This is a genomic window from Echinicola soli (genome assembly GCF_006575665.1).
Lineage (GTDB): Bacteria > Bacteroidota > Bacteroidia > Cytophagales > Cyclobacteriaceae > Echinicola > Echinicola soli.
This window is the reverse complement of the sequence record NZ_CP041253.1, coordinates 5,167,512-5,191,589: the sequence shown is the minus strand read 5'-3', so window position 1 is coordinate 5,191,589 and position 24,078 is coordinate 5,167,512. Positions and strand designations below refer to the sequence as shown.

Below are 24,078 nucleotides of genomic sequence, written 5' to 3'. Positions count from 1 at the left end.
ATAGAAAATAACAATAGGAAGTACCGTTAGTAGGAAAATGTCATACTTTGGATGCGAAAATGTCTTGTTTTTGGGGTGTAAATAGAAAAATTTCTTTATAAAACTTGACTTGTTTTTTGAACTGTTTGTAGCTTGTTTTTATAATTTATTGAAAACCATTGTTTTAATGTGTGGTTATTTGCCTTTTTTTCATGAGGATTTTGATTTTTGCCATGCCTAACTATTGGTTTTTTAATCTTAAAAAAAGAAACTATGAAAAAGTTATCGGATCTTGAAAAACTGAAAAAGCTGCTGGACAATTTTTACAAGGTGGATATGAAGGATTATGAATCCGTTGAGCACAGGATTAAATTTTTCACCTATCGTAAACATGAAGTGATCAGAAGAAGGGGCAGGGAAGAAAACGAAGTGTGTTTTATCATGGACGGGTTGGCGGGCATTACCCTTAACGGCAGGCTACGCCGTGTATACCCTCCACAATATTTTGCCATGGACCTGGCCAGTTTTGAAAAAAAGATGGACAGCAACCACGAAGTGGTCGCCCTGCAGCCATGCAAGGTGGCCTGTTGCTCAAGGGAAAATTTGGAGATGATCCTTCCCCGTTTTGATGATTTTAAAATATTATATGATAGGGTGGTTGGCCATACAGAAAGTTGGGAAGAGTTTTGGACGGAAATCGATGGGCTCCCCTATAAATTGGCATGGCCGATGGTCAGGGGGAAGTTAGAAGGTGAGGTGGGAAACCTTACCCAGAAGCAGCTGGCACAACTGCTGGATATCTCTGTCAGGACAATGGCAAGGATCATGACCGAATCCGAGGAAAGGACACCAGCCCGGTCAGCTATCGTTTTTTATAAGGGATTCCCCTTACGGAATCATCGCGAGCGGGAATTCATCAAAGGTTCGCTGGATGCCTGGCGTACCTACTTTTTTGTACCATTGAGCACTGCGACAGCCAAGACCCTTGGAGAAATGGAAATGGAATTTTTGGTGGGCCGTCTATATCCCCTTGGAAACGAAGATTTGGTGGCCTGGGCAGGTAGGGTAATCTCCCTGCTTACGGCCATTGATGTTTTTATGTACCAGATACCGGAAAGGGAGCGGTCCAAATATTGGAAAGATATAAAAATCTGGCTGGATCCCGGTTTACAGACCCAAAAACAGGGGGATGTGCCCATACGGGGACAGGCTTATGTTACAGCAATAAAGGACCTGTACGATGAAATTTCCATGGATGCAGCAGGAGCTAAATTGCTGTCGGTACTAATAGGTGCCTATGTTGCCGGGAGGGATTGGCAATTTATCCATTATCCCATTGCCACGGAATCGGAATTAAGGAAGTATGAACGGCAACGCCAACGGTTCTCGGAAGGAAAGCTGTGCATGCAGCTGTTAAAGATCGTCTATCATGGGCTTTGGCAGGAACTGAAGGCCTATGCAGGTTTTTTGGAGACATATATGGAAATGGGCAGCAGACTGGTCCTGTTGTCCAATGAAATATTGGCGGTGGACACAGTGATTTTTGGGGATCTTCCCCATAACCTGGTATACCTGAAAAGTAGGGTGGAAGGCAAGGACAGTGAAATGGTGGTTACCGAATTGGTTTCAGGTTACATGCAGGAAAAGGAGCGCATGTACGCCCACAGGGAACAGTTCCTGTCCGGGAAGGAAATCCCAATAGAAGGAGAGCTGTTGGAATTTATTGCATTGGTAGAGGGACAGGTTGCCGCATGGGAGACCTGGTACAGGACAATTTTGATGAACATAAGGAAAACCAACTAATATCATGGAAATTCAGAATTTAGCCCATAAGCTCAGGGACCGCCTGAGCAGGGAGCTATCGCAGGTAAATATCTTTGGAGAGAACCGTTTGTTCCAATTGGAGGCAGCACACAAAAAGGCGGAAAAGGCCCTGGAGGAACTTGATTTGGTCCTTGCTGAATATGAGTTTAGTAATGAAGCTGAGGAAATACATTTTTTTAAACGGATAAAGCCGGATTTCCATTCCGAGTCCATCTATTATGCAGAACTGTTCAACCTGGAATCGGCCCGACCGACTTCCCATAAAAGCATCCAGGTCCAGTATCTTCGGAAAGAACAGCAAAAACTCCAGGCGTTTTTGGATCGAAACCGTGACCTGCACCATTATTTCGTATTGGATAAAAGCCATCTCGACGAGCATTACTTTTTGCGTGCCGGCCGGACAGACTTTTTGGTGTCAAAGGCTTTCCATTCCCCGATCGATAGGCGCTGCTGTACAGTGGCCAGCCTGGGCCTGTCGACCATTCTTGCCGCTATCAGAATTAACACCTATATCAATGCAGCCATCCAATCCCTTGAAGGGGCGGTGGCCACAGCACAAACGCCGGAGACGCTCAAATGGACGGGGAAGAAAAACCAGTTGGTAGAACTTGTCTATGCCCTTAAAGTGGCAGGAGTGCTCAATCATGGGCAGGCAGAGATCAGGGAAGTGGCAAAGGTAATGGGACAACTGCTCGGTGGCGATACGGGGGATATTTATAAGCGGTTTCAGGAAATAAGGATCCGTAAAAAGGGAAGGACGCTGTTCCTGGACATCCTAAAGGAGAAGCTGGAGGATTATATACTGGAAAGCGAAGGGCTTTAGGATTTTTTTGGCAACACGTGGGTTTAAGGAGTTGAGCCGGCAGGGTTGGGGACCTTGGACCATACCGTAATACTGCTTTATTTTTTACAGGCAAAACAGAATGCCGCAGAGTGCCAGAAGGCTTTTCCCCGTAATGGCCAAGGTTGATAGCGCTTTTTCCTGGGGTGACATTGCCATTCGGGCTTCAGGTTTGAACTTGGGCATGGCCTTCGGGAGGGCTAAAGTGGCCATTGTTTTCCGTGGGAAAGATCAGAGGGGAATGGTACCGCGAAATTATTTTTTTACCGGAGTCCGCTCCAACTGGTGAATTTTTTATTGCTGCCTTTTTGAGATTTGACCCATCATCAAAACCTAAAGGGATATGATAGGATGGATCATAAATAATCCGGAATTCTGGTGGGCTACCGTTGGCCTGTTACTGCTTTATTATGGTATCGTGTTGACCTTGTTGTTCGGTCCTGCCTACTTTCTTGGAAAACGGTGGGCGGGCAAAGGTGCCAATGAAAAGGTTTTCCATGGCCTCTCCCAGGAGGAAACCCTCTGCCGGGCATTCCGGGAGTACGCCCGTATCCATGCGGGGCTTGACCGGCCACGGTTCAAGGCCGGTAAGCTGCTGATCCCTTCCCATATCCACTTGGACATGCTTTCCAAAGCACCTTTCTGCCGGGTGGTGGAAAGGGAAAACGCTAAACCTTCACAACATGACAAACAACCAACTCAGTAAAGGGCTGCTGGCCCTCTTGCTGACAGGGATTTCCCTGTCGGTATTCGGCCAGGACGGCAATGCCGGCATTATGGAGGCCACCACCAAGGTGCGCAGCTACTTCCAGTCGGGCGTCAACCTGATGTATGCCATCGGCGCGATCGTCGGGCTGATAGGAGCGGTAAAAGTATTCAACAAGTGGAATTCCGGCGAACCGGATACCGGCAAGGTGGCCGCCGCCTGGTTCGGTAGCTGCGTGTTTTTGGTCATCGTGGCCACGGTACTCACCAGCTTCTTTGGTTGATATGAAGCGCTATACCCTCAACAAGGGCGTCAACAGGCCGATTTCCTTTAAGGGCCTGCAGGCGCAGTACATCCTTTACCTGGGCATTGGCCTGTTGGTATTGCTGCTGTTGTTTGCCACGGGCTATGTGCTGGGCATATCTTTTTGGATCAACGGGGTGGCCTGTGGCTTTATGGGCTATCTGCTTGTAGAAGGAGTATTCAGGATGAACAGAAAATACGGTGAGCATGGCCTGAAAAAGCGCATGGCCCACCGCAAGGTGCCCAAAGGGATCAAAGTGCGTGACAGGGAATTTATCAGGAAACAAAACGGTAAAAAACATGGATAGCACCAATATGAAAGAGATCAACAACTGGTTTCCCATCAGCAAACTGGAACGGGGATTCCTGATCTCGGGAGCCGGGGACATCACCGCGGGTTATGAAGTGCAGCTGCCGGAGATCTTTACCCTTGACAGCCTGGGCTATTCTGCCCTGCAGTCCACCTGGGCCAAGGCGATCAGGCTCCTTCCGGAAGGCTGCGTGCTCCATAAGCAGGACCTGTTTGTAAAAAAACAGTTCGACGGGCTTGTCCGGGAGGAAGACCAGGGATTCCTGGACAGGAGCAGCGGGCTGTTCTTCCATGAACGCCCCTACCTCGAACACCGCTGCTACCTGTTCCTTACCCTGCCAAGGAAAGGAAAGCGGCCCACGGACCTGGCCACTTCCAACCTGCTTTCCCCAAGGTTTCTTTCCACGGAGCTATTGGATATCAAAAGACTGGAGGAATTTGAAAACGTGCTGGGACAATTTGTCCAACTGCTCTCCGACAGCGGGATGGGAATAAGGCGGTTGGAGGAGGCGGACTACCTGGGCACCTCCAACAGGTCAGGTATATTGGAACGCTACCTGTTTTTGGATACCTGTGATGGAAAGCCCCGCATAAAGGACATTGCCTTTAAGCCGGAACTGCGGATTGGCGCTTCCAGGGTGCAGGTGTTTTCCCTTTCGGAAATGGACAGGCTCCCCAATGTGCTGTCCGACCAGGCTTCCCATGAGGAATACAGCACCGACAAGCAGGCCTTTGCCATTGGCCAGGCCGCCCCATTGGGGCAGTTGCTGGACATCGACCATGTCTACAACCAGTATGTGATCGTGGAGAACCGGCAGGCGGTGGCAGCACAACTTGAATGCAGGGCGCTGCGCATGCAGAGCCTGGCCAATTATTCCAGGGAAAACCAGCATGCCGGTGAGGCCATAAAGGCTTACCTGAACGAAAGCATTACCGAGGGCAGCCGGCCAGTAAGGGCACATTTCAATGTGGTCACCTGGTCGGAGAATCCGGAAGGAACCAAATCCATCCGAAACAAGGTAGGGGCGGCCTTCGCCAAAATCGATGCGGTAGCCAAGGAGGAAAGCCTGGCCGCACCACAGCTCTTATGGGCGGGGATTCCCGGCAATGCGGCAGCCCTTCCCATAGAAGAAACTTTCCTGACCTTTGGCCGGCAGGCCAGCTGCCTGTTCAACATGGAAACGGGCTATCTTACCAGTCCATCACCATTCGGTATGCGGCTGGGCGACCGGCAGACCGGAAAACCGGTCAACGTGGACCTTTCCGATGGACCGATGGAGCGGGGCTGGATCACCAACCGCAACAAGTTCATCCTCGGCCCCTCGGGCAGCGGCAAGAGCTTCTTTACCAACCATATGGTGCGCAGCTACCATGCCAAGGGCGCCCATGTGGTGCTCGTGGACGTGGGCCATTCCTACCGCGGGCTGTGCGAGCTGACAGGCGGCTATTACTTTACCTATGAGGAGGACCGTCCCATCTGCTTCAACCCCTTCCACCTGGGCGGAAGGCCGTTGGATACCGAAAAGAAGGAAAGCATCAAGACCCTGCTGTTGGCCCTGTGGAAAAAGGACGATGAGACCTTTACGCGCAGCGAGTACGTGGCCATCTCCAATGCCCTTGGCAGCTACTATGAGCAGCTGGATACCTTTCCCTGCTTTGACAGCTTTTTTAAATTCTGTTCAACAGGGTTCAAACAGCAGCTGGAAGCGCAAGGCGTAAAGGACCGCGACTTTGATATCGACAACTTCCTGTACGTGCTGCGTCCCTATTACAGGGGCGGGGAGTTCGACTACCTGCTCAATGCCAAAGAGAACCTCGACCTGCTCGGCCAGCGCTTCATTGTCTTTGAGCTCGACAACATCAAGGACCATCCCATCCTGTTTCCGGTGGTAACGCTGATCATCATGGAGATCTTCATTTCCAAGATGAGAAAGCTAAAAGGGGTGCGCAAGATGATCCTGATCGAAGAGGCCTGGAAGGCCATCGCCAAAGAGGGGATGGCAGAGTACATCCGCTACCTTTTCAAGACGGTGCGGAAGTTCTTCGGCGAGGCGGTGGTGGTGACCCAGGAAGTAGAGGACATCATTTCCAGTCCCATCATCAAACAGGCGATCATCAACAATTCCGACTGCAAGATCCTACTCGACCAGTCCAAATACCGCAACAAGTTCGACGGCATCCGGGAGCTGTTGGGATTGACCGAAAAAGAAACCATGCAGATCATGTCGATCAATAGGGCCAACGAGCCGGGCAGGAAGTACAAGGAAGTCTTTATCGGCCTTGGCCCAGTGGGCAAGGTATACCGCACCGAAGTGTCGCCCGAGGAGTATTTGGCCTATACCACCGAGCAAAAGGAAAAAATAAAGGTGCAGGAAAGGGCCAAGTCCTTTGACGGGAACCTGGAAAAGGGTATTGCGACGGTGGCCGCAGAAATGAAAGGAGGGCTGGGATGAAGTTTTCAAAAGTATGGAAAGCAGGATTATTGGCCGGGCTGCTGTTCTTTTCGGCCCCGCAAATGCCCCGCTCGGAGGCGGCAGTACCGGCCTATATCCTGGAAATCATCCGAAAGGGGGTAAAAAAGGCCATTGTGGCGATCGATCTGAAGATCCAGCGGATGCAGAACAATACGATATGGCTGCAGAATGCGCAGAAAGTGTTGGAAAACGCGCTCAATAAACTCAAGCTCGAAGAGATCGCCGAGTGGGGCGAGCGGCAGAAACAGCTCTACGGGGACTATTACGAAGGGCTCTGGAAAGTAAAGAGCACCATTGCCCAGTACCAAAAGGTCAGGGACATTGCCGAAATGCAGGGGCGACTGGTGGGCGAGTACCAAAAAGCTTGGCAGCACATTACCGCAAGCGGGCAGTTCTCGGCCAAAGAGCTGCGGTGGATGGAAAAGGTGTATTTGGGCATTCTCGACCATTCGGTGCGCAACCTGGAAGAGGTGCTCGATGTGGTCAGTGCCTTTAACCTGAAAATGAACGATGGCGAGCGACTTGCCCTGATCGACCGGGCAGAAAAGAAGGTCCGCTTCAACCTCAACGACCTGATGCGGTTCAATGAACGTAACCTGCTGATCGCACGGCAGCGCAGCTATGCCAGGGGAGAGATTGAAACACTAACCGATATCCACCATGAAGAGAACTAGTCTATTGTTTTTACTGGTAATGCTCTCCCTTTCCTGTCCGGCCCAGACCTTCAGCGAATGGTTCCGGCAGAAAAAGACGCAGAAGGCATATTTGGCCAAACAGATCGCCGGCCTGCAGCTCTACATCGGCTATGCGCGGAAAGGCTATGAGACCCTTCGTGGTGGATGGAATACGGTACAGATGCTACGTGACGGCGAGTTCAACCTTCACGGGGATTTCCTTAACGGCCTGGCCTCGATCAGTCCTGCTGTCAGAAACTACAGGGCCGTACCGGAATTTATCGCCCTGCAGCTCCGCTTGCTTGACCGGATCAAAACGGCCCGTAAGTTGTTTGCCGCCCAGGCCGGGCTGAAGCCTTCCGAAAAACAATACCTCGGGCAGGTAATGGACAAAGCGGTGAGGACCGCATCCGAGCTGTTGGACGAGCTGGTTTCGGTGGCCCTGCAACCGGGGCTGGAGCTTTCCGAAGGGGAGCGGCTAACACTTATCGACCGGCTTTACCAGCAACTGCAGGGACTTGACCGCTTTGTCGGTGCCTTTAACCGGGAAAACTACCAGCTGTTGCGGCACCGGGCCTGGCATGCGGGGGATCTGAAAACCATTCGGCAACTACATTTACTTAAAACACCATGAAACACTATTTGACCATGCTCTTGCTTATGGGCAGCCTGTGGGGCTCGCCACGGATGGCGGTTGCCCAGGTGGGCGAATCCGCCCAGCTGCTGCTCAACGTGGAAAAGCTGAACCAGTTCAAGCAGATCCTCGACGATATGTACACGGGCTACCGGACTTTGAGCCGTGGCTATAACGCGGTAAGGGACATTGCCTCGGGCAATTTCTCTTTGCACAAGGTTTTTATCGACGGGCTCTCCACTGTCAGCCCGGTGGTGAAACGCTACCATAAAGTGGGCGGGATCATCAATTACCAACAGCTTATCCTGGAGGAATACCGCAGGGCCTACCGGCAGTTCATTTCCAGGGGGAATTTCAACCGTGAAGAGCTTGACTACCTGGCCCTGGTGTATGGCAACCTGCTGGACATGAGCGCCCGCAATATCGAAGAGCTGCTGCTGGTGGTCACCGGCGGGAAGCTGCAGATGACCGATGAGGAAAGGATGGGGGCCATCGACCGGATCTTCGATGAGATCAAGGACCGCTATGTGTTTGTGCGCATCTTCAATAACGAGGCGGCGGTGCTGAACCGCCAGCGGAAACAGGCTTCTGCGAATCTTGAAACCATCAAATCCCTACAGCCATGAAAAAGGGAATATGCACATTATTGCTGTTGTTGCTTGCCCTTGGAGTACATGGGCAAGGGGTAAGCGGCGGGGCAGGAGGGCTCCATGAAGTGCTGGACCGGCTCTATGTGGACATGGTGCCGCTGGCATCCGAGCTGATCGGGGCAGGCAGGGCCCTTGCCGGGTTTGCAGCCCTGTTTTATATCGCCAGCCGCGTCTGGGGGCATATCGCAAGGGCAGAGCCGGTGGACTTTTATCCGCTGCTGCGCCCCTTTGCCCTGGGCATGGCCATTATGCTCTTCCCTTCCGTGCTCCATTTGATGAACAGTGTGCTTTCCCCATTGGCAGGTGCCACCGGAAAGATGGTGGAAGGGTCCAATGCGGCCATTGAAAGGCTGCTGGCAGAAAAACAGCGTGCATTGGAGTCCACCGAATACTGGGAAATGTACGTGGGGGAAAGCGGCAGTGGTGACCGGGAGAGCTGGTATGAATACACCCATCCCGAAGGCAGTGAAGAGGGCTTTTGGGACGGGCTGGGCAACGACATCAAGTTTGCCATGGAAAAGGCCTCGTTCAATTTCTCCAACTCGATCAAAAAATGGATGAGCGAGGTACTGGAAGTGCTCTACCAGGCAGCAGCGCTGTGCATCAACACCATCAGGGTGTTCTATTTGATCGTCCTTTCCATCCTTGGGCCGATCGTGATGGGCATATCGGTGTTCGATGGCTTCCAGCAAACCCTGCACTCCTGGATAGCCCGCTATATCAACGTGTACATGTGGCTTCCGGTGGCCAATATCTTCGGGGCCATCATCGGCAAGATCCAGGAGAACATGATCCTGATCGATATCGGCCAGGTGGAAAACCAGGGCAAGACCTTCTTTTCATCCACCGATACGGCCTATTTGATCTTCCTGGTCATTGCCATCATCGGCTATTTTACGGTGCCCTCGGTGGCCAATTACATCGTCTATGCGGCAGGCAGGGACACGCTGCTCCACAAGACCAGCAGCATGGTGACCTCGGCACCTGCAACGGCTGTCAAAACCCTTACCTGATATGTTCGAACACCTTACCAATATCGAAACCGCTTTCCAGCATGTGAAACGCTTCAGCCTGGTGCTGTCCATAGGGGCGGTACTGCTGGCCCTTGGAGCAATATTGCTTTCCTACCGCTTCCAGCAGCAGGCTGCAGAGCGGGTGTACATCCTTTTGGACGGGAAGGTAATGGAAGCCTTTGCCGATGGAAGGAGGGACAACCTGAAGGTGGAAGCCAGGGAGCATGTCATCCGCTTCCATGAGCGTTTCTTTACCCTTTCCCCGGATGAAGAGCTGATCGGCCAACGACTCGCCGAGGCCATGTACCTCGGCGACGGGGCTGTTCAGGATGCCTACCAGGTGCTGCGGGAGCAGGGTTATTACGACAGGCTGGTGACCGGCAACATCAGCCAGGAAATTTATGCCGACAGCATTGCACTGGACATGGAGGAAAGGCCTTACCGCTTCCGGTATTACGGAAGGCAGGAGATCACCAGGCCGACCTCCAAGCTGACCAGAAGGCTGGTCACCACCGGTGTGCTACGTGAAATGGCCCGGTCCCGCCACAATCCGCACGGCCTGCTTATAGAGAAATGGGAAACACTGGAAAACAAGGACCTTAAAATCGAAAAAAGATGACACAACCTATCACTGAACCCTGCCCAGGTACAGGCTTAAGAAAGCTGGTAGAGTCGGTAAGGGCAATACCGAAAGCCCTTGCCGGCCAACTGTCCCGTTTTGACCGTCAGCTGTCAAAATACCAGCGGATCCTGCTGTTTGCATTGCTCTTTACCCTTTGGGCCGCTACCATTGTCCTGCAGACTTTCCGGGAGTGGGGCCATGCCCCGGTTGCCGTTTCAGCAGGAATGCCACCGGAGGCTGCAAGGCCCGTGATGGATACAACTGTTCACCAATTAAACCAAGAAAAACCATGAAAAGATTCAACACCCAACAACGCACCCTGTTACTGGTCCTGCCACTGTTCGTGCTGCCCTTTATCCTGGCCTTTGCCTGGGCAGGGCAGGGGACACCAAACAAGGATGCAGCACCCATGCGCTTGCGTGCCGAACTTCCCGGGCCCCAGTTGGAAACAAAGGCGCTCAGCAAAATGGAACTTTACCAACAGAAAGCCAAGGCCGACCGCCGCAAACAGGAAATGGCCCGGATGGATCCCTACCTCAAGGACCGGGAACTGCCAAAGGCAAAAGAATCCCGGGCATTGCTGTCCCTGTCCGAGGCTGGGCGCCTTGGGCAGAGCGAGTCCGAGCTGATGGAAAAACTCGAACTGCTCGACAGGCAGCTGAAGCAGCCTACCGCTGTTGTGCAGCCGGAAAAACAACAGCAAAAGGCGGCAACCATTTCCCAAAAAGTGCCCTCCGAGCTTTCCAGGGATATTGCCCAGTTGGAAGGCCTGATGGAACGGATGCAGCCAAGCGGGCCGGATCCCGAACTGCAGCAGCTTGAAGGAATGCTGGACAAGATCCTGGACGTCCAGCACCCCGGGCGGGTGGAAAGCCGCATCCGCGAAAAACAATTGGAAAGGCCCCGTTTTACCGTAGAGAAGGAACATAACAGGGATTTGGAGGGCCAACAGGAAATTGGCCCTCACCGTGAAGAAGAACAGAATGCCTTTTATGGCCTGGAGGAACACAAACCGATGGCGCATGCGGTGGAGCCCGCCATCGCAGCGGAAATTGCCGAGGAGACTGTTCTGGAAAGACAGGGAAGGATCAAACTGAAATTATTGGAAAAGGTACGGGTGAACGGAATGGAATATCCACCGGGAAGCATCGTTTACGGCCAGGCCTCCCTGGACGGCAACCGTGTCCGGTTGGCGGTCAGCTCCCTGCGGTCGGGAAACCATATTTTGCCGGTATCACTGGAAGCCTATGACCACGATGCCATGCCCGGCATCCCGATCAGCGGAAGCCTTGGGCAGGAACTACAGCAAGGGGCAGGCAATGCCCTGGTGACCGGAATGCCCAATATGGCCTCGGGAATGACCCTGGAAACACAGATGGCCTCGGCGGGCGTGTCGGCAGCAAAAGGGCTTTTCAGGAAAAAGAACAAGGCCGTCAAGGTTACCCTCAAGGTCGGGCATCCCATTTTATTGGTCAACACCGCAAACGTCTAAAACATGAAAAGATTAATTGGAACAATCGCCTTTACGCTATGGCTGCATACAGGTTTGGTAAAGGCACAGGATCAACTGAATATCACTCCCGTTTTGAAAGAGGCCATTCTTCCGGCCTATCCGGTAAGTATTGGCTGGGACCATACCACCGCGCTGGTATTCCCGGCCAAGGTGGTGAGCGTGGACCGTGGACATGGACAGATCATGGCCAAAATGGAAGATAAAGCGCCCAACCTGTTGTGGCTGAAGGCCGGGAAACGCTCTTTTGCCACCACCAACCTCCATGTGGTCACCGCCGATGCCCGACTGTACCATTTCAAGGTCAGCTATGATGAATCGCTTGCCCGCTCTTCCATCAACATTGCCCGTCAGGAACTATTTTTCTGGGAAAATATGCGGTTAAGGGACCTTGGCTTGGGAGCAGATAAGCTGGAAAGAGCAGGGAATGCAGTGATGGAAGAAGAAGTGTTCCTTCTCAGGAAGGTCCGGGATTACCGGATGAAGCTCAAACTGGAGGGGATTTACCAAAAGGATGGATTGCTCTTCTTTAGGCTCCGCGTGGACAACCGCTCCAGGTTGGCGTTTGAGCCGGAAGATCTGGTGTTTTCCATTACCGATAAAAAGCAGGCGAAATATGGCTCAGTCCGCGAGGAGTTCCTTGATCCGGTTTTGCTTAAGTGGCAGGACGGAAAAGGCATTGCAGGCCATCGGAGTAATGTCCTGGTGGCGGCCTTTCCACAATTTACCCTTTCGGACAACAAGCAGTTGGTCATACAGCTCAAAGAGAAAAACGGAGACAGGAACCTTCGCCTAAAGGTCAGGGGCAGGGATATCCTGAAAACACGAAACCTGACCGATGTTCAACCTGAAACCGAATAAACCATGGACCAGGAAAATTTAGAGTACCTCAAGGAAAAATTAAAGTTCACCGGTTTTGATACCGACCTGAACGCAGCACTGGAAAAGCAGATCAAGGCAGGCAACCAGGCTTTCCAATTGCCGCACAGCATGGAAATAGAAGGCAAGAAAATGGACTTTTCCCTGCACTTCAGAAAGTCCAATACCTCAGAGCGGTATTTCCTAAACAAGTACGATGCGAGCCTGCAAAATCCCAATCCCGAAATTTCCCCCAAGCAGCACACCTTCTACAACAACCAATCGGTAACGGCCAAGGAGGCCTTTAACCTTCTTGAAGGCAGGGCAGTGAAAAAGGGCATGCTCAATGCGGACAACGAGCCCTACCAGGCCTGGATGCAGCTGGACTTTGCAGAAAAGGACAAGAACAACAATTTCAAGATCGAGTCCTATCATGAGAATTATGGCTTTGACAGCAAGGAAGCACTTTCCAAACTGCCCATCAAAGAACTACAGGATCCCACCAAGACCGAATGGATGCTCAAGGCCTTCGAAAAAGGCAATGTCTATCCGGTGACCATGGAAAAGGGCGGCAAAGAAGAGATCATGTACGTTTCGGCCAATCCCAAGTTCAAATCGGTCAATGTCTATGATGTCGAAATGAAGATGGTCAAGACCAATGACCTCAAATTGGGCAAGGATCAGGGAAAGGAGGTAAAGCAGGACCAGCAGGAAGAAAAGCAACAGGCCCCAAAGGTGAAGAACACCCCTAAGGAACCCAAGAAGGGAAAAGGGGCAAGGATGTAGGAATTTCGTAGTTTTTTTAAATGATAAGCACCTTCAACTGAATTGAAGGTGCTTTTTGTTTCTGTGGCCCTGGTTCTTGAATTTGGTAAAAATTACTATATTTGATTTGGCGATAGCCGTTTTTTACGGAATAATACTACTATCCTATGCAAACACACAGTTACCGCGTCGCAAATGTCGCATCCCCTAGTCTTTAATTTGGCAGGAATTCGCTCAATATTTAAAATAATATATCCTAATAAAAATTGACACATGGAAGGTTCGGATTTAAGCATTCTCCTATCATTAGTTGTGATAGCATTTATTTGGTTGTTACCGCTTCTAATAATTATCAGCTCTAGTAAGACAACGGGAAGTGAAAAATTAGCATGGATATTGGCAGTAGTTTTCGTTTCTTGGTTTGCTTGGATTTTTTATATGCTACTTGCCCCGATAAAAAAGAAATACTGAAATATCCAGTTCTTAATGCCAAAAACGAAACTTTCAAAGTAATTAGGAGGGGGAACTCTCGTTTCGGTTTAGGATTAATGGCTATATAGTGTAATGAATAGTTGCTTTAAATGGACATTGCTTTCTGGAAAAATAGAATTATGCCATCAAGGATTTTAATATTCACAATTATTTCCATAGCGGCCCTTCTATGGGGCTGCCAAGTGGATGGTATAGATGTCAAAGACGGAATATATAAAGGGACATTTACCGTTACCTATAGCTCGGGGACACAAACTGGTCAGACGACATTAGAGTTGAAGGATGGGAGATTTACTTGTTCTGGAAACTCAAATAGAATTCCTGCTGGTGGTTCAGGGACATTCTCTTCTGACAATAATCAAATAACATTTAATGATGAAAATTATTGGACAGCTGACTTTGACTGGGGCTTAATACTAAGCGGTGTTTATGACTATACATTTGATGGGAAAAAGCTAATAATATCTTCTAACAATAATGGTGTTGGACAATACAAGTATGACCTGGAAAAACAATAATACTACTTCGAAAAAACTTAGGGAGCTAACGACTGGAACAGCTCAGCCCAATACCAGGTAAATCTGAATGTGATGTTGAGCACAAATATGCTAGTAATGTGATAATTATGGGGAATGCTATTTCCCTTTTTGTTATTGGCTATTTGAAATTAAAAAAGTCATGTGGCAGGAAACACAATTTGGTTGTGACGGTACGGTTTTCAAATCACCTCGGTGCAGCTAATTGGCAATCAAACAGTTTTATGAAGGGTGTCGTCCAAGGTAATTATACGGTATTTGATACACCAAAGAAATATAATTAAAATGATAAGAAAACCAATATCAGGATTTTTTTTGGCGCTATGCTTTATTGCAAATATGTCCATGGGGCAACAACAATTGAGTATGGATTCCATGTCATTGTCTGGCGAAATGGAACTTATTTTTGATCTTTCAAACATGAAAGATGCTCAGGGAGGAATAATCAAGGTAAGCGGGGATTACATTCATGAAAAATATGAGATACACAACGACGAACTATCCATGACCCTTCAGATAGAGGAACCAAGGAAAATTATGTTCAGCTTCCTGTCCGCTCAAACCTTAAAAGAAGACCCCAATATAGCTATTCCCTATTCGGATTATATGGCGATGTTGGCTGTTCCAGGGAAATATTATATTACTGTAGATAGTGTGTTGAACAATAGTCGGGTAATCAACGAATCTCCATATCAAAAGAAATTCAACGAACTACAGGAAATAAAAAATAGTATTGGGAAAAATTTACAAGAAGAAGTATTGGATGAAATGAAGCCGTCTCTTGAGCATGCAGGGATCGAGTTTCCCTTTCATGATGATCTTGATAAACAGGTAAAGGACTCTGTAATAAAGATTTATAGTGAAAAACTAAGGAAGAGATACCCACGATTTACGGCAATGTATCAGGAACAGGTATTCAATTTTGTAAAACAGCATCCTGATGAACCGGCCTCTTTAATAGAGTTGGTGAACAATTCAAGAACGGTTGGTCGCGTTGGGAGTAATTCAGGCCAGTTTGAAATGGAGCAATTTATTGATTTGTATACCAATCTCTCTGAGCGTCTTAAAGCTTTGCCATCAGCAAGATCAGCTTATGCCCAGGTTTTTGGTGTCAGTTTGGTGGGAAAGCAGGCACCGGCCTTTACACAAAATGGTCCAATGGATCAGCCGGTTTCTCTTACAGAATTTAAGGGAAAAGTAACGTTATTAGAGTTCTGGGCAAGTTGGTGCGGTGCATGTCGTTCGACTAATCCGGGCTTAGTCAAAACTTATGAACAATATCACGACAAGGGATTTGAGATCCTGGCGGTGTCCCTTGACGTGGATAAAGAGAAATGGTTAAAGGCCGTAGAAAAGGATGGATTGGAGTGGATCCATGTTTCTGAGCTAAATAGATTTGAAAATTCAGCAGTAAAACTATACCATGTTTCAGGTATTCCTTCCAATTTTTTGATCGACAAAAGCGGTAAAATAGTTCAGTACAATCTGAAAGAGGAAGAACTTAATAAATATCTAAAACAATTACTTGAATAGGACATCAGCACATCATTAGCAAAGTTCTCCTGCAAATCGAGTAGAAGATCGTGCATCATTAGCCCATGGAGCGCTTCCCACACCATCGTAGGACATGGCGGTTCACAGGACTTTATAGGATTTGTTTTGGACTGATTACGGAGATATATGAGAATAAGCAACAGTAATACCAGTAAAAAATCACCTGACTATTATTTCTATAAAGAACGGGACTACCACAATTTGTCAGGTTCATCGCTACATGCATTTCAGTTTCATACCAAAGAAGCACTTCATCTTCGGGTTGATTATGAAAAGCCACTTTACAAGCTTGTCCTATGCCTCAGTGGGTATTCAGAGACACATCAGAAGAAGCATCTATACTCCTTTAAAAGTGGCAGGGCGTTATTCTATAAGGCCAATCGGGAAGCATACTTTTCAAACCTTAGGAAAGGTGAAAGGTTCAACCTGGTCCACTTGCATTTTTCAGAAAACCTGGTAGAAGAGCTGAACCAAATCTACAGTGGACTTTTTAAAGAGCAGGCCATTGATCTCCCACTCTCTGCGCAAAATCTTGAATTGCTGAACGGAATAAGCCGGTATGAGCAGGGCAATAGTCCATTGTCCAGTTTACATATGGAGAAAATGATGCTCGAACAACTCCATTCCTTTTGTGACCTGTTCGGCCGGTCAAAATATTGGACAGGTTATGATGGTCAGGAAAGGGACAAAATCCACCAAGTGAAATACATCCTGGACAATTCCAATACTTATCTGACGACCGCATCCCTGGCAAAAGAAGTGGGGATCAACACCTTTAAGCTAAAGAAATTCTTTAAAAATGAAACGGGAAAGACCCTGTTTGAATATCAATCAGACCATCATTTGCGGAAAGCCCATGCTCTTCTTCTGGAAACCAATGAGCCCATAGCGGATATTTCCCTTCGTTGCGGATATCAGAGCCCGGGTAGTTTTTCAAATGCCTTTAAAAGAAAATTCGGACTCCGTCCCTTGGAAGTCAGAAAGTACCGATTGGATAAATCCTAATACCTATCTGATAACAGGATAGGTCCCGTCAAAACTACATTTGTCCCAAAAGCAATAGTTATGAAAGCAAATGTTATTACGGGAACGGGAAAAGCGTCCGAGGTATTTAAAATCATCGAAATGGACAGGCCAAGCCCCAAAGTAGATGAAGTATTGGTCAGGGTCCATTATACCAGCGTAAACCCGGCGGACTGTAGGATCAGGACCATTCCAAATCCCGGAAGATCCTTCCCCGCTATTTTGGGATATGATGTGTTCGGAGAAGTGACTGCCGTTGGCCAACAGGTGATCGGCCTTTCCCCCGGAGATAACATCATCGCATCGCCAAGCCTTTTTTTGCCCGGGGCAAATGCCGAATACGTCTGTATAAAATCCAATATGTGCCTGAAAGTGGATGAGCTGGATCCCAAAATAGGAGCAGCCATACCCTTGGTTGGTATTACTGCCTACGAGGCACTTTTTGACCGCTTAAAATTGAAGCCAAGCCATACCATACTCATCCAGGCAGGAGCAGGAGGGGTTGGCCATATTGCCATTCAGCTTGCCAAAAAGACGGGAAGTCGGGTGATCACCACAAGTAGCCGTACAGCGTCGCTCCAATATTGCAGGGATGTTTTGAAAGCCGACCATGTAATTAACTACAAGGAAGAAAATGTAGCCAAAAAGGTACTGGAGATTACCGGCCAAAAAGGAGTTGACCTGATCCTGGATACGGTGGGCAACGATACCTTTGTCAGTTCCCTCGGATGCCTTCGCCCGGCAGGCCATATATGTACCATCTTACCGGTTCATTATGACGCCCTGACCGGTTATGAGAATTTATTGAACAACCGGACCATCAGTTATGAATATATGGGCATGTCAGCATCATCGGGAAGACACCGGGAAATTTTAAAGAAGTTGGTCGGTTTAATTCAAAAAAACGAGTTAGCCCCACTTGTCTCAGAGGTGTATCCGTTTGATCAGATCCACAAGGCCCACGAAGCTATTGAAACAGGTCATACACAGGGAAAAATTGTCATTAAGGTCATGTAGAAGTTTAGAAAATAGGAGTTATACTATTCCAATAATTGGCAATAGTACAATTTCCAATGTTTATCATGGGAAAACTATCCTATAAAAACGGGCTTTGATTTAATCATTAATCACTCCACAAAGTTAGCTTTCAGGCTGCCGGGCGGCCATGAGATTCCGGCATAAACACAGGGCTTTCCACAGTGCCTTCATTTATTCCGTTGCCACATGGCCTTGGTTGCCCTCAAGCTGGGCGGCTTCCATAATTAATTTCTAACCTTAAACATGAAATGTTATGGATACCAACAACAAAAGTCTCGTTCCCAGCCAAGTAGCCGAAATCACGTTAAGCTATCGCCCTAATTCAAAAGTCTCCGAAAAACCACAGATTGTCTCTTCCCTAAGTGCCAGCAAGGTGTTGAGGGCAAACTGGGACGAGTCGAAACTGGAATTCATTGAGGAGTTCAAGGTGATCCTTCTAAACCGGGCAAACAGGGTATTGGGAATTGTCAATGCCTCATCCGGTGGTACATCCGGAACAGTAGTAGACCTGAAACTGATATTTGCAGCGGCCATGAAGGCATCCGCATCGTCCATTTTGGTTGCCCACAACCACCCGGGCGGGACCTTAAAACCCAGTGACCGTGATGTAAAGGTTACAGAAAAATTGGTCAAAGCAGGCAAACTTTTGGATTTACCGGTAATGGACCATATCATCATCACTGCCGAAGGTTATTATTCCTTTGCTGACATGGGAGGGCTTTAGGGTTCTTTTTTTATTAATAATTCTATAAATATTTACATATATATGTTCATAAAAATGGTTAAAATATTACTTTACATCGGATATACTCAAAATCCAAAAGGTTCGGTTGTAAAATCAATTCTATATACCCTTTTATAGAATAATAAATATAAACAATTTTGCTTATATTTGTGGTATGAATGCTTACATTGAAAAATACAAAGGCATACACCCGGGTATTGTACTGGAACGGGAACTGAAAAGACGTGCTATAAAAAAACGTCCCTTTGCCCTGTCCATTCATGAATATCCGCAGACCCTCAACGCCATCACCAAAGGCAGGAGAAGCCTGAACACTGCCTTGGCTCTGAAAATCGAGGACAAGCTGGGACTGGAAGAAGGTACCCTGGCGGTGCTCCAAACGTATTTTGATATCCAAAAAGAGAAAAGCACATTACCCTCAAAAACCCCCAACCTGTCCATGCTGCGCAAGTCGCTTTTCTGGGATACAGATATCCAAAAAATAGATTGGAAAAAAAACGGTAAGGCGGTTATTCAAAGGGTTTTTGAACGGGGCAATGAAGCGGAAAAAAAGGAAATCACCCGGTTTTATGGAACCTATAGGATTCAGGCTGTTTTGGATAGCCGGGATTCGGCTCCCTACAGGCTCACGACTGTTAAAAAATAATGCTCTATTACAACACGGTAAACAAGCTGCTTCTGGACAGCCTGAAACAACTGATGGCCGCTGAACCTTTTGACGGGTTTCGGTTGGTTGGGGGCACAGCACTTAGCCTGCAGATCGGACACAGGGAATCCGTTGACATTGACCTGTTCAGTGATGTAGAATACGGGGCCATAGATTTTGACAACCTGCATACGTACCTTGAAAACCACTTTCCTTTTATCGATCATTTATCGGGATTAATCCCCGCCTTCGGCAAGTCCTATATTGTAGGGCAGGATCCTGATAACACCCTTAAACTCGATATATTTTATACCGACCCTTTCATTCAGCCCGAACTGGAATTGGATTCCATTCGAATGGCCACCATTGAAGAAATTATCGCAATGAAACTAGACGTTGTCCAGAGAGGGGGACGCAAAAAGGATTTTTGGGATTTGCACGAATTGCTCAACTGCTATTCCATAGAGCAAATGCTGGAACTGCACGAAAGTCGTTACCCCTACACTCATGAAAGGGAGCTGATCCTCCATAACTTCACAGATTTCTCGGTAGCAGATGAGGATTTTGACCCAATCTGTCTCTTGGGCAAATATTGGCCGTTTATCAAAGAAGACATTACAGAAATGATCATAGCTTTTAAAGAAAATGAATGAGGGGAACCGGAGGGCAAAAAGCAGCTTAAATCAATTCATAAGGGACAGGTTACAGCTAGGATATCGCAGGAATATTTCACGAATCACCAGGGTTCCTGCTTCTATAATGGTCAATGAGTTTATCAGCTTTTATGTTTACCTCAAAAGGGGTTCTTTTAATCGAGATCAAGTCATCCAAAAGCAATATAGTCCGTAAAACACAACGCCGGCACTCCTGCCGATGGGGATCGCCATGAACCCCCTTATTGGATAAGGCATATAGTTTCTCCCATTCATCAAATAGAGAAGAGATATTGGCTACGATCAGGTCTATATTTACCTTGCTTTTAAACTCCCGCTTGGCAAATTCCAGCAGTCGGTTCTTATACTTGTCTTTCTTTAAAGAATGCCCATCAACGATTTCGTCAGTGGCTGGAAACAAACAATCGGTAACATATTCGAAAACCCTACGGCAGGAGGTCATCGCCTGGGCATAATCCTCTCCTGTTTCGGCTTTCGAAAAGGTTTTATGGATCGACCAGAGCTTATCGGTCAAATCCGGCGCCGTATCCGTCAGTTTGCCGATGATTTCATCGGTAATCGTTGAAAAAAGAGAGTCGGTTCCCTGTTTCCATTCGGCAGCCCTTCTGGCATTTTCATAATGGTGCTTATCGTCAAAGATGCTGTAGCGATAATTGGAATATTCGGTATTGATACTGTCAAAGGGGATATTTTCCAAACGTTGGCTGACATCGCTCACATAGTCCAGGCTTTCCGGCTCATTATTGTCAATAAGGATATTGATTTCCTTGTCCAGTAACCTGAACCTGGTACCAATACATTCACCGTACAACCACCAGTGCAGCTCCAGGGAATAGTCGATCTCTAAAGCACCCAAATAGCGCTATTCTTCAATCAGGGCTTCGTGCAGCCTATGGGCGAATTCTTTGGGGATCGTTTCAAAACAGATGACAAACACCGTATCTTCAATAAAATAATTTGCTTTCCCGGCAAGGATCCTCCCCCAAATATCTCCCTGAACCTGAAATAAGTAGTTCAAGAAATTTTGGGGATGAACTTCCTTTTGAAGAAAACCAAAGAGCAACAAATCCCCAATAAGTACCTTGGAAGAAATTAAGGGTTCGTTTAACCGGAGAAGGCAGTTAAAAACAAGGTGATAGAAAACACCGTCGTATCTTCCTTCAATATCCCCACACCTAAAATGGTAAGCTACTTTCATCTATGAGCCTTTATTTGTTTTGCTTGAGTAGGCAACATACTAAAATACCCCAAATCCTGAAACGCATGCATATCAATAGTCATGAAAAGACAGCTTGGATTTTTCGAATGGATCGGCGGAATGTGAATAAATGCATGCGCGGGCCAGCCCTTTCAGTCCGGGCTATCCACTGTATCTCCTTTGGAGGATGCCGTTCCTATCCCTAACGGCTTCATGATTTTTACCACTTAAAGCAAAGTGGAAATGGGGTAACCGAAGCCTTTGCCCTCTCTGTTTTTTTTAATACCGGCGAATTCCTTCCAATTTTTTGATCGACAGCAACGGAAAAATAATTCAGTACAACCTGCAAGAGGAGGAACTGAATGAATATCTACAGCAACTGTTTGAATAACAACATAAGTATCCTATTTGAAAGGTACTTCGGCTGATAAAGTAAACCGCTAACCTAGATTCCGTTAATCTTTTTATTACAATCATTAATCACTCCACAAAGTTAGCTTTCGGGCTACAGGGCGTCCATGAGCTTACGGCATAAACGCATCCCTGCGCATCATGCCCATCCTTTATTCCGTTGCCACTTGGCCTTGTTTGCCCTCAAGCTGGAGGGATTCCATAATTAATTTCTAACCTTAAACATGAAATGTTATGGATACCAACAACACAAATCCCGTTCCCGGCCAAGTAGCCGAAATCACGTTAAGCTATCGCCCTAATTCAAAAGTCTCCGAAAAACCACAGATTGTCTCTTCCCTAAGTGCCAGCAAGGTGTTGAGGGCAAACTGGGACGAGTCGAAACTGGAATTCATTGAGGAGTTCAAGGTGATCCTTCTAAACCGGGCAAACAGGGTATTGGGAATTGTCAATGCCTCATCCGGTGGTACATCCGGAACAGTAGTAGACCTGAAACTGATATTTGCTGCGGCCATGAAGGCATCCGCATCGTCCATTTTGGTTGCCCACAACCACCCGGGCGGGACCTTAAAACCCAGTGACCGTGATGTAAAGGTTACAGAAAAATTGGTCAAGGCGGGCAAACTTTTGGATTTACCGGTAATGGACCATATCATCATCACTGCGGAAGGTTATTATTCCTTTGCTGATATGGGAGGGCTTTAGGGCCCTTTTTTTATTACTGTTTCGCTTTTTTTTGTTCCTCAGCCTCTTTATATGACCATTTTAGAATATTTGCGATGCTGTTGAACAATCGGCCCCTACGTTCCCCTATTTGATTCTCTATTTCGCAAAAGCTGCCTCCTGTAGCATTTGAATGGAGGATCTGATAGTAAATACCTCCCAACAGCAATCCGGTAATTGCTCGAATATCGACAGAGGTATCTTTAAAATACCCATCTGCTATACTAAATACTTCGCTTCCGAAGGCTTCCCGGCGTTCACTTATTTCTCGCATCAGCTTACTATGTTCGCTAATTTCCCAAAGGATTATCTTTTGGGTTTCGGGTACTGCAGACATGTGTTCGAACAGGTTTTTTAACATATTTTCAAGCAGTTGCCTGCCATGGTCAGCCTTATGTTGGTCCAGCATTTCCTCTGAACGATTTTCAAAACCCATCCAATAGTCTCTTCTTTTTACATAGGTTTCGATGAGCCTATCTGCAGTTTCGAAATACCGATAGATCAATTTTTTACTGACTCCAGCTGTATTGGCAATATTGTTTACTCCCAGTTTGGTATACCCTTGCGTCCGGATGATCTCACCCACGGCATCTATTAGCTTTAACTTCGTACGTTCTTTGTTTCGGAATTCTCCGTCTGGTATTTTTCTCGCCATTTTACCTCCTCATTTTGTTAGTCAGCGATGAATATACTATTTATATCACTAAGTGGTAACAAATTCATTTATGTCACCACTTGGAAAGATTATGTTCTCTACTTTTACAGGGAGAACGGCTTTATTCTAAGCTGGTACCACTGGATTTTATCCTTGTTTGATGACAACACAGAATTTTAACTATGATGAGAAAATGGCTTTTTACCTACCTTTCTTTGTTTGTGTTCACCATGTTTTTCCCCACCTTAAGTGATGCACAAGTGCAATGGGGAGTACGTGCGGGAATGAATATGACCAATTCGAAGTTTACACAAGCTGACGGCAGTGTAGATGAAACTGACCCTGTTGTTCGCATGCAAATTGGTCTTACCCTGGATGTACCGGTTTGGAATGATATTTATTTACAACCTTCCTTAATTTACCAAGGGAAAGGATTCAAAGGAAGAGGTGTATGGTCTGCCGTTACTGGAGAAGACAGTGAGTTCAAAGTGAATTTATCTTATTTGGTGATGCCTGTACATGTCGTTTTTAAACCAAGGATAGGGAGCTCTGGGCGCCTTTTGGTGGGAGCAGGGCCTTATATAGGTTATGGACTCGGGGGCAATTGGGAAAGTGAAACGGATTTGCTTTATGATGATATAATGCTTGCACAGCGACAAGGAGATGTGAATTTCACAAAAGATGGTTCAGTTGGAGACATGGGAACCTATAACTATGGTGAGCCTTGGGACTATGGTTTAGGTTTCCTACTGGGATACGAATTCATGGAACGGTATAGTGTTCAGGTTAATGGGGATTTTGGCATGGCTAACCTCCAATATAAATATGGAGACTACGATACCGGTCAAGAACTCAAAAATATAGGCCTCGGTGTTTCTTTTGGCTATAAATTCTAAGTAATTAAGGATTGTTGAGGTGACAGTCTCAAATTTCCCCTTCCTGTCCCTGAGCCGACCATTTTGGTGATATCTCACTCATTTTAGCTTGGATTGACCTGATTTGGAAATAACCCATTTTATGATTTCCTCTTTGATAAAATAACGTTTTCCGGTTTTCTTGTAGTAAAAGGTTATACTATGGGAGATGTAGCTATACACAATGCCTTTCCACATTAATAACCTACAAATTCTGGAAATATTCTTTCAAAAGATGAACTTTATGATGCAAAATAACAAACCCCACATTATTGTAATGCGGGGTTTGTTATTACATGTTGAAAA

28 protein-coding genes are annotated in these 24,078 nt (G+C 47.2%); 25 read left to right on the top strand and 3 right to left on the bottom strand.

Annotated features, from left to right (window positions below; all coding sequences use genetic code 11):
* Positions 1-252 precede the first annotated feature (252 nt).
* The 23 genes from FKX85_RS20050 to FKX85_RS19935 all read left to right on the top strand — a co-directional run bounded on the left by FKX85_RS20050 (position 253) and on the right by FKX85_RS19935 (position 19,850).
* Positions 253-1,782: a cyclic nucleotide-binding domain-containing protein gene (locus FKX85_RS20050; RefSeq protein WP_141616412.1), complete on the top strand. Its 1,530-nt coding sequence runs from the start codon at positions 253-255 to the stop codon at positions 1,780-1,782.
* A 4-nt stretch (positions 1,783-1,786) separates the two neighbouring features.
* Complete coding sequence (locus tag FKX85_RS20045; protein WP_141616411.1) at positions 1,787-2,626, top strand: RteC domain-containing protein; 840 nt, start codon at positions 1,787-1,789, stop codon at positions 2,624-2,626.
* 100 nt (positions 2,627-2,726) lie between these two features.
* Entirely contained in the window at positions 2,727-2,933 is a 207-nt protein-coding gene (locus tag FKX85_RS20040; RefSeq protein ID WP_141616410.1) for a hypothetical protein, read from the top strand.
* A 54-nt stretch (positions 2,934-2,987) separates the two neighbouring features.
* The gene (locus tag FKX85_RS20035) at positions 2,988-3,350 is read left to right on the top strand and encodes a hypothetical protein (protein ID WP_141616409.1); all 363 of its coding nucleotides are present in this window, start codon (positions 2,988-2,990) and stop codon (positions 3,348-3,350) included.
* On the top strand, positions 3,328-3,633 hold the full coding sequence (locus FKX85_RS20030) for a DUF4134 domain-containing protein (protein WP_141616408.1): 306 nt from the start codon (positions 3,328-3,330) through the stop codon (positions 3,631-3,633). Before FKX85_RS20035 ends, FKX85_RS20030 begins: the two co-directional genes overlap by 23 nt.
* 1 nt (position 3,634) lies before the next feature.
* Entirely contained in the window at positions 3,635-3,961 is a 327-nt protein-coding gene (locus tag FKX85_RS20025) for a DUF4133 domain-containing protein (RefSeq protein ID WP_141616407.1), read from the top strand.
* Positions 3,954-6,416 (top strand): TraG family conjugative transposon ATPase, encoded by a 2,463-nt coding sequence (locus FKX85_RS20020; protein ID WP_141616406.1) that lies wholly within the window; start codon positions 3,954-3,956, stop codon positions 6,414-6,416. The genes FKX85_RS20025 and FKX85_RS20020 overlap by 8 nt, the downstream gene beginning before the upstream one ends.
* A gap of 62 nt (positions 6,417-6,478) precedes the next feature.
* Positions 6,479-7,111 (top strand): conjugal transfer protein TraI, encoded by a 633-nt coding sequence (locus tag FKX85_RS20015; protein ID WP_229239707.1) that lies wholly within the window; start codon positions 6,479-6,481, stop codon positions 7,109-7,111.
* Complete coding sequence (locus FKX85_RS20010; protein ID WP_141616404.1) at positions 7,098-7,745, top strand: hypothetical protein; 648 nt, start codon at positions 7,098-7,100, stop codon at positions 7,743-7,745. Before FKX85_RS20015 ends, FKX85_RS20010 begins: the two co-directional genes overlap by 14 nt.
* Positions 7,742-8,371: a TerB family tellurite resistance protein gene (locus FKX85_RS20005; protein ID WP_229239706.1), complete on the top strand. Its 630-nt coding sequence runs from the start codon at positions 7,742-7,744 to the stop codon at positions 8,369-8,371. Before FKX85_RS20010 ends, FKX85_RS20005 begins: the two co-directional genes overlap by 4 nt.
* On the top strand, positions 8,368-9,408 hold the full coding sequence (gene traJ, locus FKX85_RS20000) for a conjugative transposon protein TraJ (protein ID WP_141616403.1): 1,041 nt from the start codon (positions 8,368-8,370) through the stop codon (positions 9,406-9,408). The genes FKX85_RS20005 and traJ overlap by 4 nt, the downstream gene beginning before the upstream one ends.
* A gap of 1 nt (position 9,409) precedes the next feature.
* Positions 9,410-10,027 (top strand): conjugative transposon protein TraK, encoded by a 618-nt coding sequence (gene traK / locus FKX85_RS19995; protein ID WP_141616402.1) that lies wholly within the window; start codon positions 9,410-9,412, stop codon positions 10,025-10,027.
* Positions 10,024-10,323 carry a hypothetical protein gene (locus tag FKX85_RS19990; RefSeq protein ID WP_141616401.1) on the top strand — a complete coding sequence of 100 codons (300 nt, stop codon included), beginning with the start codon at positions 10,024-10,026 and terminating at the stop codon, positions 10,321-10,323. Before traK ends, FKX85_RS19990 begins: the two co-directional genes overlap by 4 nt.
* Positions 10,320-11,522: a conjugative transposon protein TraM gene (gene traM / locus FKX85_RS19985; RefSeq protein WP_141616400.1), complete on the top strand. Its 1,203-nt coding sequence runs from the start codon at positions 10,320-10,322 to the stop codon at positions 11,520-11,522. The genes FKX85_RS19990 and traM overlap by 4 nt, the downstream gene beginning before the upstream one ends.
* Before the next feature lie 3 nt (positions 11,523-11,525).
* Complete coding sequence (gene traN, locus FKX85_RS19980) at positions 11,526-12,401, top strand: conjugative transposon protein TraN (RefSeq protein ID WP_141616399.1); 876 nt, start codon at positions 11,526-11,528, stop codon at positions 12,399-12,401.
* A gap of 3 nt (positions 12,402-12,404) precedes the next feature.
* The gene (locus tag FKX85_RS19975; RefSeq protein ID WP_141616398.1) at positions 12,405-13,184 is read left to right on the top strand and encodes a hypothetical protein; all 780 of its coding nucleotides are present in this window, start codon (positions 12,405-12,407) and stop codon (positions 13,182-13,184) included.
* 560 nt (positions 13,185-13,744) lie between these two features.
* Positions 13,745-14,173, top strand: coding sequence for a hypothetical protein (locus tag FKX85_RS19965; RefSeq protein ID WP_141616396.1), 429 nt, complete (start codon positions 13,745-13,747; stop codon positions 14,171-14,173).
* 303 nt (positions 14,174-14,476) lie between these two features.
* Entirely contained in the window at positions 14,477-15,724 is a 1,248-nt protein-coding gene (locus FKX85_RS19960; protein ID WP_141616395.1) for a peroxiredoxin family protein, read from the top strand.
* A 147-nt stretch (positions 15,725-15,871) separates the two neighbouring features.
* Entirely contained in the window at positions 15,872-16,750 is an 879-nt protein-coding gene (locus FKX85_RS19955; RefSeq protein ID WP_141616394.1) for a helix-turn-helix domain-containing protein, read from the top strand.
* 60 nt (positions 16,751-16,810) lie between these two features.
* Positions 16,811-17,785 (top strand): quinone oxidoreductase family protein, encoded by a 975-nt coding sequence (locus FKX85_RS19950; protein ID WP_141616393.1) that lies wholly within the window; start codon positions 16,811-16,813, stop codon positions 17,783-17,785.
* 274 nt (positions 17,786-18,059) lie between these two features.
* On the top strand, positions 18,060-18,530 hold the full coding sequence (locus FKX85_RS19945) for a JAB domain-containing protein (RefSeq protein WP_141616392.1): 471 nt from the start codon (positions 18,060-18,062) through the stop codon (positions 18,528-18,530).
* Positions 18,531-18,705: 175 nt separating this feature from the next.
* On the top strand, positions 18,706-19,197 hold the full coding sequence (locus tag FKX85_RS19940; protein ID WP_141616391.1) for a helix-turn-helix transcriptional regulator: 492 nt from the start codon (positions 18,706-18,708) through the stop codon (positions 19,195-19,197).
* Positions 19,197-19,850, top strand: a complete 654-nt coding sequence (locus FKX85_RS19935) for a nucleotidyl transferase AbiEii/AbiGii toxin family protein (RefSeq protein ID WP_141616390.1) — start codon at positions 19,197-19,199, stop codon at positions 19,848-19,850. The genes FKX85_RS19940 and FKX85_RS19935 overlap by 1 nt, the downstream gene beginning before the upstream one ends.
* A gap of 76 nt (positions 19,851-19,926) precedes the next feature.
* Here the strand turns inward: FKX85_RS19935 and FKX85_RS19930 are convergent, their stop codons facing one another.
* Entirely contained in the window at positions 19,927-20,727 is an 801-nt protein-coding gene (locus FKX85_RS19930) for a hypothetical protein (RefSeq protein ID WP_141616389.1), read from the bottom strand.
* 6 nt (positions 20,728-20,733) lie between these two features.
* The gene (locus tag FKX85_RS19925) at positions 20,734-21,069 is read right to left on the bottom strand and encodes a hypothetical protein (RefSeq protein WP_141616388.1); all 336 of its coding nucleotides are present in this window, start codon (positions 21,067-21,069) and stop codon (positions 20,734-20,736) included.
* 645 nt (positions 21,070-21,714) lie between these two features.
* Between FKX85_RS19925 and FKX85_RS19920 the strand changes: the two genes are divergently transcribed.
* Positions 21,715-22,185, top strand: a complete 471-nt coding sequence (locus FKX85_RS19920; RefSeq protein ID WP_141616387.1) for a JAB domain-containing protein — start codon at positions 21,715-21,717, stop codon at positions 22,183-22,185.
* A gap of 13 nt (positions 22,186-22,198) precedes the next feature.
* Here FKX85_RS19920 and FKX85_RS19915 read toward each other — a convergent pair whose 3' ends face one another.
* A complete protein-coding gene (locus FKX85_RS19915; protein WP_141616386.1) occupies positions 22,199-22,858 on the bottom strand; it encodes a TetR/AcrR family transcriptional regulator in 660 nt (219 codons plus the stop codon).
* A gap of 182 nt (positions 22,859-23,040) precedes the next feature.
* Between FKX85_RS19915 and FKX85_RS19910 the strand changes: the two genes are divergently transcribed.
* Positions 23,041-23,754: a porin family protein gene (locus FKX85_RS19910; protein ID WP_141616385.1), complete on the top strand. Its 714-nt coding sequence runs from the start codon at positions 23,041-23,043 to the stop codon at positions 23,752-23,754.
* The last annotated feature ends 324 nt before the right edge of the window (positions 23,755-24,078 follow it).